Source organism: Caldivirga sp. UBA161 (genome assembly GCF_002506515.1).
Lineage (GTDB): Archaea > Thermoproteota > Thermoprotei > Thermoproteales > Thermocladiaceae > Caldivirga.
In genome coordinates this window covers 16,989-28,283 of sequence record NZ_DAXS01000003.1, presented here as the reverse complement: position 1 = coordinate 28,283, position 11,295 = coordinate 16,989, and the positions used below count along the sequence as shown (strand labels likewise).

The 11,295-nt window shown below is 45.6% G+C and carries 10 protein-coding genes, 1 tRNA gene and 1 pseudogene; 4 read left to right on the top strand and 8 right to left on the bottom strand.

Features of this window, described 5'->3' with window-relative positions; translation table 11 throughout:
* Window positions 1-105: 105 nt before the first annotated feature.
* The 3 genes from BP896_RS00425 to BP896_RS00415 form a co-directional block, all read right to left on the bottom strand.
* Complete coding sequence (locus BP896_RS00425; protein WP_291764542.1) at window positions 106-1,080, bottom strand: S66 peptidase family protein; 975 nt, start codon at window positions 1,078-1,080, stop codon at window positions 106-108.
* A 69-nt stretch (window positions 1,081-1,149) separates the two neighbouring features.
* A tRNA-Ser gene (locus BP896_RS00420) sits at window positions 1,150-1,238 on the bottom strand.
* 59 nt (window positions 1,239-1,297) lie between these two features.
* Entirely contained in the window at window positions 1,298-2,260 is a 963-nt protein-coding gene (locus BP896_RS00415; RefSeq protein ID WP_291764541.1) for an ornithine cyclodeaminase family protein, read from the bottom strand.
* A gap of 103 nt (window positions 2,261-2,363) precedes the next feature.
* On the opposite strand from BP896_RS00415, the gene glp reads away from it, so the two are divergent.
* Complete coding sequence (glp, locus tag BP896_RS00410; protein WP_291764539.1) at window positions 2,364-3,635, top strand: gephyrin-like molybdotransferase Glp; 1,272 nt, start codon at window positions 2,364-2,366, stop codon at window positions 3,633-3,635.
* Here the strand turns inward: glp and BP896_RS00405 are convergent.
* Window positions 3,625-4,104, bottom strand: a complete 480-nt coding sequence (locus BP896_RS00405) for a hypothetical protein (RefSeq protein ID WP_291764536.1) — start codon at window positions 4,102-4,104, stop codon at window positions 3,625-3,627. The genes glp and BP896_RS00405 overlap by 11 nt on opposite strands.
* Before the next feature lie 101 nt (window positions 4,105-4,205).
* Here BP896_RS00405 and BP896_RS00400 point away from each other — a divergent pair, with 101 nt between their 5' ends.
* Entirely contained in the window at window positions 4,206-5,105 is a 900-nt protein-coding gene (locus tag BP896_RS00400) for a DNA-directed RNA polymerase subunit D (RefSeq protein ID WP_291764535.1), read from the top strand.
* Window positions 5,106-5,109: 4 nt separating this feature from the next.
* On the opposite strand, the gene BP896_RS00395 is transcribed toward BP896_RS00400, so the two are convergent.
* The 4 genes from BP896_RS00395 to ilvB form a co-directional block, all read right to left on the bottom strand.
* Entirely contained in the window at window positions 5,110-6,357 is a 1,248-nt protein-coding gene (locus BP896_RS00395; protein ID WP_291764533.1) for a 3-isopropylmalate dehydratase large subunit, read from the bottom strand.
* Window positions 6,358-6,487: 130 nt separating this feature from the next.
* Window positions 6,488-7,474, bottom strand: a complete 987-nt coding sequence (gene ilvC / locus BP896_RS00390) for a ketol-acid reductoisomerase (protein WP_291764531.1) — start codon at window positions 7,472-7,474, stop codon at window positions 6,488-6,490.
* On the bottom strand, window positions 7,467-7,754 hold the full coding sequence (locus tag BP896_RS00385; protein ID WP_291764529.1) for an ACT domain-containing protein: 288 nt from the start codon (window positions 7,752-7,754) through the stop codon (window positions 7,467-7,469). The genes ilvC and BP896_RS00385 overlap by 8 nt, the downstream gene beginning before the upstream one ends.
* Window positions 7,747-9,501: a biosynthetic-type acetolactate synthase large subunit gene (ilvB, locus tag BP896_RS00380; protein ID WP_291764526.1), complete on the bottom strand. Its 1,755-nt coding sequence runs from the start codon at window positions 9,499-9,501 to the stop codon at window positions 7,747-7,749. Before ilvB ends, BP896_RS00385 begins: the two co-directional genes overlap by 8 nt.
* 287 nt (window positions 9,502-9,788) lie before the next feature.
* On the opposite strand from ilvB, the gene BP896_RS00375 reads away from it, so the two are divergent.
* Both BP896_RS00375 and BP896_RS00370 read left to right on the top strand, forming a co-directional pair.
* Window positions 9,789-10,952: a 2-isopropylmalate synthase gene (locus BP896_RS00375; protein ID WP_291764524.1), complete on the top strand. Its 1,164-nt coding sequence runs from the start codon at window positions 9,789-9,791 to the stop codon at window positions 10,950-10,952.
* Window positions 10,943-11,295: pseudogene (locus BP896_RS00370) on the top strand (isocitrate/isopropylmalate family dehydrogenase); the annotation flags it as partial. The gene BP896_RS00375 and the pseudogene BP896_RS00370, both read left to right, overlap by 10 nt.

Sequence of the window (11,295 nt, the reverse complement as noted above, 5' to 3'; positions counted from 1 at the left end):
ACATTATTGATGCTATAACTAATGATGCCAGTAGACTAGGTTATATCAATACATCCAGTAATCCTAGCGATATCTAAGCAACTAAGCATAAAGTAGGCTTATGCCTCATTCAGTGAGGGCTTCAAGCATTATTATGGCTGCATCATCAGCATTAACCTCAACATTAATGCCTAAGGGTACTGGGTATGTGTTAATCCCATGTTCATCACCTCCATGGCAGCATGGGTAGCCGATGAATGATGGGGCCTTCGTGAAGTCTCTAGTGTCCTCAGCAATAACCTCCTCAATACTTGGGCTTGGGCCACTATGCATTGGTTCAGGGAATTCACCGTAAATAATAGCATTAACTATTGGAGTAACATTACCCAGCCTTAATACTGTTAAGTAATTATCAATCCTATAAGCCTCCTCATTAACATCCTCCAGGAACAATACACCACCACTTGGATTAGGCCTATATGGTGTACCCTGCAGTAATGTGAAGAGGGTTAAATTACCACCAATAACTCTCCCACTCGCCTTACCATGATTAATCACTCTTATGAATGGCCCACCCTCAGGTTGCCTCAACTCAACCACCTCACCCATGAGTATCCTCACGGTTAACTCCAAGTCCCTCCTAAACCTAGCTAAACCAACATCATTAATCCTAGGTGTTACTGAAGGCATAGGCCCCTGTATTGAAGGTAAACCAACCATTGAGTAAACCGCATTCTGAATAGCGGTTATGTCACTGAAGCCTATGATGGCTTTAGGGTTCTCCTTAATTAAATCGTAATCAATGAGGTTAAGGAGCCTCAAGGAACCAGCACCACCTCTAACACACCAAACGGCATCAATATCACTCCTCCTAAAACCTTCAAGTAAATCCCTAGCACGTAAATCATCAGGACCTGATAAATGCCAATGGATCCATGAACCCCGAACTGATTCACCAAGGACAATATTGAACCCCATCCTCTTAAGGAATTGAATACCAAGATTCAGTCCTGCACCAGAATATTGAGTGAAACTGGCTGGGGCTACAAGCATTATTGTGGAACCAGCCTTAAGCCTCCGAGGCTTAATGGAGTACCTCATGTATAATTTAATCTAGGTATCTTAATAATTTTAACCTTCAACGACATAATTAGTTATGGGTGAATTAACTGGCGCCGGGGCCGGGATTTGAACCCGGGCCCCCTTGCGGGGACGGGATCTCGAGTCCCGCGCCTTAGGCCAGGCTCGGCCACCCCGGCCTTCATTAATCATGCATCCACATTTTTAAGCTTTTATGATTTAAGTTAATTAATGTTATTTACCTGCCTGCGTTAAATATGCCGCTGAATTCTATATTAACACCAATCCCCTCCTTAACGGCTTTATCGTAAATTAGCTTGGCCACAGTAATATCCTCAATGGATATGCCTAGGGACTTGAAGATTGTTATTGATCCTGAACCCACCCTACCCTTAACGTTACCCACAACAATATCTGATAATTTAACCACCTTACTCCAAGCCTCCTCACCAGCCATTATTAAGTCCCCAGCCTCCTCCTTAGCCTGCTCCAAGTCGTCAACGGCAATTAATTCAGCCTTATTAACAGCGTCAGGCATTAATTCAGCCCTATTCCTCCAATTACTCCCAATGGCATTAACGTGAATACCCTCATTAAGGTACTCACCCCTTATGAATGGTTCCCTTGAGTTAGTTGCAGTTACTAGAACATCAACATTACATACATCCCTATAATCATTGGCAACCACGGCATCTACCCCATGAGACTTAATGTAGGATGCGAATGCCTCAGCATTAGCCCTACTCCTACTAATCACCTTAACGCTCCTCAATAAGCCAGTGGAGTTGAATGCCTCAAATTGAGCCCTAGCCTGCCTACCTGAACCAACTATGCCTAATTCACTCATTGAATTAGCCATATACTTACTAGCCACTACTGATGCTGCTCCTGTTCTAATTTGCCCAAGCCTATCAGCCTCAATAATGGCTAATAATTCCCCCGATTCAACACTGAATAATAGGACGGCGAACCTTGTCCCCTGCCTAGTACTTAAGTATGCCTTTAAACCGGCGACATTATAATCACCTAAGATACCGCTTTGAAGAACATGAAGTACTGCACCAGGTAGTATAACCCTACGCCTAGGTAAGTTAACGGCCTTACCTAATCCAAGTAACCTAAACCCATCCTCAACAGCCTTAATTGCCTCACCATACGTAAGTAACCTATCCACCTCTTGTTCCCTAATGTAGAGCGCCATGGCCATTACCCCCTTAAGCTAAGGCTACTTGAAGCGTATTTAAGGGTTAATGAGTTTAACTCACTGCAAGGATTTAAAACTCAGTGCCGCTGGAAGTGTATTAATGGAGGATATTACGGGTAAGGGGTTTAGGGAGGTTAAGCCCATTAATGTTGTCCTCAGGGAGGTGCTGGCGTTGATTAAGCACTCGCCAAATTCCATTGATGTTGATTTAATTAATGCAGTGGGCAGGTACTTGGCTGAGGACATTTACTCAAGCGTTGATGTTCCACCATTCAATAGGTCAGCAGTAGATGGGTATGCTGTGAGGAGTATTGACACATTCGGCTCCTCACCAACAAACCCAGCAATACTTAGGGTTAAGGGTTACCTACCTGTTGGTGAGGATCCTGGGAAATACATTGTTAATCAAGGTGAGGCTGTGGAAATAGCCACAGGCGCACCGCTTCCTCCAGGCTCCGATGCGGTGGTTATGTATGAGAATACGGGTAGGAGGGGGGATTATGTTGAAGTTTACAGGCCAGTGGCCCCCATGGATAATGTGTCTAGGATTGGTGAGGATGTGGCCAAGGGTGAGTTGGTGTTTAGGAGGGGTACTTTAATTAAGCCCTGGGACCTCGGTGTATTAGCATCAATGGGTGTGGTTAGGGTTAAGGTTTATGAACCCAGGGTCATGCTGATAGTTACTGGTAATGAACTTATTGAGGTTGAGGATGCCTTAAAGGGTGGCTTACAGCCGGGTAAGGTGATTAACAGTACTAGATTCGTGCTTACCGCAATGCTTAGGAGCCTTGGGTGCACTGTTGATTACCTCAAGCTACCTGATGATGAAGCCGTGATTAGGGATCATGTGGCTAAGGCCCTCATTGACCATGATATAGTAGTCACCACGGGCGGTGCCTCAGTGGGTAGGATTGATTACACTATAAGGGCTGTGGCTGAATTAAAGCCCGAGTACCTTAATCATGGGTTAGCCATTAGGCCGGGTAAACCCAATAGTGTTGCTGTGAAGGATGGTAAACCAATATTCATGCTAAGCGGCTTTCCAGTGGCCTCATTAACAGGCTTTGAGGTTCTTGTTAAGCCAACCCTACTCCACATGATGAATGCTGTTGATGAACCTAGGCCCAGGGTTAAGGGTGTTTTAACGAGGAGGGTTGCAACACCAATAAACACAAGGTCCTTCGTTAGGGTGAGGGTCTATTTGGGTAGGGATGGTAGGGTTTACGTTGAGCCCCTTGCCTTAACAGGTAGTGGCGTGTTGACCACCCTGGTTAAGGGTAATGGCGTACTTATGGTTCCTGAGAATAGGGAGGGTTATGATGAGGGTGATGAGGTTGAGGTTGAGTTAATAAGGCCGATATTCACTGAGTAGTGAAGAGCCTACTCAACGCATCCTTAACTTCACCAAGTACCTTAACTAGGGAATTATAGTCTATTGACTTTTGATTAACCTCACTGTAAAGTAGAATCCTCTCCTCCCCATAATCCCTAGTTAAGGCTATGAGGATATTGGGGGAATCATTAAACCCCCCACTAATACATATGCTGTACTCCTCAGGGGGTAGGTACATGTCCACAGTGGCCCTTGTAGGTGAACCACTACAGTTAACCTTACCCCTGAGGATTGGGGTTACGTCACTTATCATCATCACCTTACCCGTGGAGAATAGGTACGCGTTTATTGTCCTTGGGATTCCATTAATATTAATTATTAGTGATGCGAAGGCTTTAATTGACTTACCTTGAGTCCTATAGGCGTAGACATCAATTATGCCCCACTTACCCTTATAATCCCTATACACCGTTAAGAATGCCTCAATAAACCTCTCAACAGCACCCACACCTGGCGCCTCACCTTACCTTAATTTAACTTTCCCTCACCCACCTATTAGCCTTCACTACCGCTGATTAAGGTTTATAAAATACCCAGCCAGTGGGGCATGTGGCATCAGTTAAGGTTCTCCAGTACAGTGATGATTACTTGAAATTAGTGGTGGAGGGTTTTAAGCCAAGCCTAGTTAACTCACTTAGGAGGATATTAATCACTGATGTTCCCGTATTAGCAATTGATAGGGTTATTGTCCTCGATAATACCACGGTAATGTATGATGAGGTCCTTGCGCATAGGTTATCAATGATCCCACTTAAGACGAATTTGGAGAAGCTGCCTAAGATCGAGGAGTGTGAGGATGAGTTAGTTGACCCAAGCCTATGCCAGGTTAGGTACCAGTTGAGTGTTAAGGCTAGTGACCAAGTGGTGTCAGTTTACGCTAAGGATTTAATACCAGATGACCCGGACTTCGCCCCAGTTTACCCAGACACTTTAATAGTTAAGATGAGTAAGGGTCAAGTACTCTCCATTGAGGCATACGCCAAGTTAGGTAGGGCTAGGGATCATGCCAAGTGGCAGGCATGCCTAGCATCATACTACTATTACCCGAAGGTTCAGTTACTTAACCCAAGGGATGAAAGGTGTGCCTCATGCCTTGAATCATGTAAGGGTATTGCCAAGAAGAATGATGAATACGTCATAACGGATCCACTGCAATGCACCTTCGATAATTGGAAAACCTGTGAGGAGGCATGCAGCGGCTCACTGGTGGTGGATTGGGATGAGGATAAGTACGTCTTCTGGGTTGAGAACTACGGTAACATGAGTATGGTGAACCTACTTAAGGAGGCCTTCAGGGTGTGGAAGTGGCGCTTCACCACATTCCTTGATGTTATCCGCAGTGAGGCTAGGAGGCAAGCCTCAAGGCCAAGTGAATCAAGTGGAGTTGAGGGTCAGGGAAGCGGCAGTAATCAGGCTGCTGGTGAGGGTTTAAATCAGGCCCAGGGTTAATGTATTAAAGGTACTTCCTTGGATCAGTTAACCTACCTTCAAGTGCCGTGGCTGCTGCGGTGGCGGCATTGGCTAGGTAAACCTTACCCTCAGGTGAACCCATCCTACCCTTAAAGTTCCTACTACCCGTTGATACTGCAGTCTCCCCGGGCCCAATTACTCCGAAGTGGCCTCCTAGGCATGGCCCACATGTGCCATACGTAACCACGCAGCCCGCCTTAGTTAGCACCTCCACGTAACCGGCGTTAAGGGCCTTCATGAATAAGTCCCTTGATGCTGGTATGGCCACGCACCTGGCCTTAACCTTACCATTCTTAAGTATCTTGGCTGCAGCCTCAAGGTCGCTTAACCTGCCATTGGTGCATGAACCTATGAAGACGTAATCAACCTCAGTACCCTCCACCTCACTAATAGTCTTAACGTTATCAACACTATGCGGTGCAGCTACAAGTGGCTCAAGCTTATTTAACTCAATGGTGTATTCATCAATATATTTGGCACCTGGGTCTGGGTTAATTGGCTTAACGTTAATCCCCCTACTCTTACTTAGGTAGTTTATGGTTTCCTCATCTGGGGTAAATATTGCCGCATCAGCGCCAAACTCAACACCCATGTTTGATACAGTGGCCCTATAATCCATTGGGAATGCCTTAGGCCTCTCAACCTGGAACTCAACTGATTTACCATTCAAGCCCTCAGCCTTAAACACTGAGAGGATATGGAGCGCCACGTCCTTACCGTAAACGCCAAGGGCTGGCTCATTAATGAGCCTTATTAGGAATGGTTCAGGAATCATTAACCAAGTCTTACCTGTTATGAGTATTGCAGCCATATCACTAGCCCCCATTCCCTGTGCAAATGCACCCACCGCGCCAACGGTTGTTGTATGGCTGTCAGCAGCCATGACCACTTGACCAGGTATTGCATACTTCTCCAGGAGTAATTGATGTAGGATGCCGTCTCCAACATCATGGAAGTTCCTTACGTTAATGGATTTAGCGAACTTCCTTAAATTAACCTGAATTTCAGCGGCCCTCTCATTGGGGGGTGGTGCCAGGTGGTCGAAGGCCATCACGAACTTATCAAGGTCCCAAACCTTAACAACACCAATATTCTCCATAACCTCCACCACATGGTGCCCAGTTAAGTCATGGAATGCCGCCAAGTCAACGGCTACCTCAGTTACGTCGCCTGGGGAAACTTGTTTCCCCGCGGCCCTACTTAGTATCTTCTCGGTTAATGTGAGGCCCATTATTAATCACTGGTATGGGTTCTTAATTGTGGGTTTATTAATTTTACCAAGAAGCTTACTTAACTTAATGTTAATATTTGTAAAACTAACATTAAATATTTCATGTTTTACTAATATAAATGAAGTAATATTACCTACCACTCCTCATTAACCTCCTCAACTCCTCCCCCACAACCTCAATCCTATGGTTCTTAACATCATTAAGCATTCTACTGAGGTTCCTCATGCCCCCCTCATACTCATTTAACCACTCCCTGGCGAATTCACCATTCCTAACCCTCTCAGCGGCCTTCCTCATCCTCTCCTTAACGGAGTTATCAAGGACATAGGGGCCTACCGTTAATCCCCCGTACCTGGCTGTTTCACTGACGCCGTTAAGCATCCCGTAAATGCCCCTCTCCCATATTAAATCCATTATTAACTTAGCCTCATTAAGCACCTCAAAGTAGGCTACCTCAGGTTGGTAGCCGAGCTCAATCATTGTTTCAAACCCCTTCTTAATCAACTCCATTAAACCACCCACAAGCACTGTCTGCTCACCAATCAAGTCAGTTTCAGTTTCCTCTGCGAAGGTTGTTTCAATTACGCCAACCCTAGTGAAGCCGTTAGCCTTAGCCACAGCCAAGGCCCTCCTCAAGGCCTTACCCGTGTAATCTTGTTGAACTGCAACAAGCGCTGGTACACCCCACCCCCTTAAATACTCGTCCCTAACAGCCTTACCAGGTGCCTTAGGGGCCACTAGGGTTACATCAATGTTACTGGGTGGTTTAATTAGGTTGTAGCGTATGTTAAAGCCGTGGGCGAATATTACTAATGCACTGGGTTTTAGATTAGGCCCTATTTCACTGGCCCAAACCTTTGGCTGAACCATGTCTGGGAGTAGTACGGCTATGGCATCAGCCATTTTAGTTGCCTCAGCCACATCATAGGTCTCAAACCCCTCCTCCTTAGCCAGGTCACGGCTCTTACCTGGCCTTACCCCAATAATAACCCTTAACCCACTGTCCCTCATGTTTAGTGCCCATGACCTTCCCTGTATACCGTAGCCTAACACGGCCACTACATTACCCTTTAATTCAGATAGGTCTGCGTCCGTTTCCCTATATATCTTAGCCATTCCTCTCACCTACCTGTAGGGACTGCACCTTAGGTATACTTATACTTGTTGTATAGCTTACGTTAACTATATCATACAGTTTATTCAATTTATTGCAAACCCAGTTAACCTCATCCTCAATGCCCTCAACGTATACTTCAACATTAACGTGGTTCTGATTGGAGGACATTATAATTGACTTAACATTCACCTTACCCCTCCTAATAACATTAAGCGCCCTAACTAATGGATCCACGCTTCCATCATTCAGTAGAGTTATACTTATCTTGTAATTATTCATTCCCATCACCATACCTTAAATTAACCTTAAACCCATCAGGCAGGGTTACTTCAGCAAGCCACTTACCTGGCTGAACCCAAGGTAGCACCAAGTCTCTCTCCCTGTCTATTGTAACATCAACCACCAGTGGTTCATTATTCCTAATAGCCCTAGACACACTACTCCTCAACTCATCGTAGTTACTTGGCCTAACACCATCTATCCCATAAGCCTCAGCTATCTTAATGAAGTCTGGGTTAGCTTGGAAATCAACCCCAATTATCCTCCTACTGTATAGTAGCATTTGCCAATGCCTAACCAGCATTAGTGTTGAGTTATCGAAGATCACCACGATTATGGGTAGGTTATACTCCCTAACTAGGGCCAGGTTCTGCATGGTCATTTGGAATGAGCCATCACCATCAATATCAATAACAGGTACATTAGGCTTAGCCACCTTAGCGCCTAGGGCTGCTGGTAAACCAAACCCCATCGTCCCCAGGCCAGCGCTGGTTATGAATGTTCCAGGGACGTAGACGTCCCAATGTAGTTCACTCCACATTTGGTGGCTGCCCACGCTTGTTGCAGTTATGGCGTATGGTGGTGTAACCTCCCTAACCACTTTAAGTACCTTCCATGGCGCGAAGCCAGGCATGTCATCCTGCTCCCTGAACTTCTCATAAGCTTCCTTAATTGACTTAAGCCAGTTAACGAAGGCTTCATTCTTAACAGCCGCCTTAGGAATTAACTCAAGCATCATTCTTAACGTGGCTTTGGCATCACCTATTATGCCTACGCTAGGCTTAACATTCTTACCTATCTCACTCTTATCAATATCAATGTGAATAATCCTCCTACCTCTCTGAAACTCCTTGAAATCACCCACAGTCCTATCGCTGAACCTTGTCCCAACTGCAAGTACAAGGTCTGAGTTTATTAGGGCTGCATCAGCCTCAACCCTACCATGCATTCCAGCTGGACCCATGAATAATGGGTGATTATTAGGTATACAATTCTTACCAGGTAGGGTGGTTACTATGGGCATCCAAAGGGCTTCAGCAATGGCTAAAGCCTCCTCAGTGGAGTTGCTCCAGCAAACACCACCACCAACAAGCATGACTGGCCTCTTAGCCTCCATAAGTAGTTTAACTGCATAGGCCACTAGGCCTATGTCTGGTTCTGGAACACCCTTATAGTTAACGTTAATGCCTCCTGAACCATTCCCCTTAACCTCAGATAATTGAACATCCCTAGGTATATCAACTAGAACTGGGCCAGGCCTACCGTCGGTTGCTATCCTGTAGGCTGCCTTAAAGGCTGGTATAAGGTCTTCAGGCTTCTTAACCATGAAGGTGTGCTTAACTATGGGCATTGATAAGCCAACTATATCAGTTTCCTGGAACGCATCCCTACCAAACACTGAGGTTGGTACTTGACCAGTTAAGGCCACTAGGGGTGATGAATCCATCATTGCATTAGCTAAGCCAGTGGCTAGGTTAGTTGCCCCTGGGCCTGAGGTCACCATGACGACCCCAGGCCTTTTAGTGACCCTACCGTAGGCATCAGCAGCATGAATGGCTCCCTGCTCATGCCTAAATAGGAATATTTTAGCATCCTTACCGTAGAATGCATCGAACAGAGGCATTATTTGGCCGCCTGGTATACCGAATACTTCCTTAATATTCATTTTAACTATTTCATCAGCCAATGCGTCAACAGCCCTAACCACCGTAATCACCCCCCTTTGATTCACTTGGTTTTGATTCATTCATTTGATTGTATTCCCCACTTAACTTGTTTTCACATTGGGCCCTCCAAGGCCCCTCCCTATCGTACGTAAAGAATAAAACACCTCATTAAACTACTGTCTCCAAGCTTCCCTATTTAAGCATTACCCTTAAACTATCTATTTACCGCGTTCCAATTACTAGCCCTTTGGTTGAGGCAAGGAGACTCTATTGGAATGAACTATTATCTATTTATTAATTGGCTAGGGCTTAAAACTTATATACTCAATGCTGAGGGGGGTTTAGGGTGGTCTAGATTGCTCAAGAAGTGATTCAAACCCCCGTTAAGGAGGCGGGGGTTAGGTACGTGAGGTTCCTAGACACCACCCTAAGGGATGGTGAGCAAACACCGGGGGTTGCGTTAAGGCCTGAGGAGAAGTTAATAATAGCGATGAAGCTTGAGGACCTTGGGGTTGATTCAATAGAGGCCGGTTATCCATCTGTAAGTGAGGGTGAGTTTAAGTCTGTTAAAATGATTAGTAAGGAGGTTACTGAGTCTGAGGTTATTGCCTTATCAAGGTCCAATAAGGCTGATATTGATAGGGTGATTGACGCTGATGTGAAGGCTGTGCACTTATTCATAGCCACATCAGACATCCACATGAAGTATAAGTTAAGGATGAGTAGAAGCCAAGTGATTGAGGCCGCAGTGGCTGCGGTGGAGTATGCTAAGAGCCATGGCCTAACAGTGGAGTTCAGCGCCGAGGACGCCACTAGGAGTGACATAGACTTCCTGGTCAATGTGTTTCAAAGCGTGGTGGATGCTGGGGCTGATAGGCTTGATATAGCCGATACGGTTGGCGTCATGTGGCCTAGTAGGATTATGAACCTGGTTAGGTTAATTAAAAGTAGGGTGAGGGGTAATTACCTACTTAGTGTCCACTGCCATGATGACTTCGGAATGGCTGTAGCCAACAGTGTCGCCGCAATAGAGGCTGGTGCTGATCAGGCTCATGGTACAATAAATGGTGTTGGTGAGAGGGCGGGTAATGCGGCCTTGGAGGAAATAGCATCAGCCGTTAAGTTCCTACTAGGTTACAATACTAGGATTAGGTTTAATAGGATTAAGGAGGTTTCAGATGCAGTATCAAGGTTCTTCAAAATACCTATACCACCCAATAAGGCTATAGTTGGTGCCAACGCATTCTCCCATGAATCAGGAATACACGTGCACGGTATCTTAAGTAATCCCCAGACTTATGAACCTATTGACCCATCGATAGTTGGTATGAGCCGTAGAATAGTCCTAGGTAAGCATAGTGGTAGGCACTCAGTGGAGTATGCATTGAAAATGATGGGTATTGAACCCAATAATGAATTAGTCATGAGGATACTCCAACGTATAAAGGAGTTAGGTGACTCAGGGAGTAGCTTAACGTGGGAGGACTTTAAAAGAATAGTACTAATGGAGGTTAACGGTGGATCAGCATGAGGATAGCCGTAATAAGGGGGGATGGAATAGGCCCTGAGGTTGTTGACTCAGCCTTAAGGGTCCTTAAGGCGGCCGCGGCTAAGTATGGGTTATCAATTGAGTTACATGATGTTGAGGCAGGTGACTCCGCTTTAAGCAAGTATGGTGAGGCTTTACCAAACAAGTACTGGAGCATTATTGAGTCGTCGGACGCCATATTGAAGGGGCCTGTAGGGGAGAGTGCAGGTGAGGTTGTGGTTAAGTTAAGGAGGGGCCTTGACCTATACGCCAATATTAGGCCTGCTAAAGTATACCCGGGTGTTAAGGCTCTTAGAGATGGGGTTGACTTAGTAATAGTTAGGGA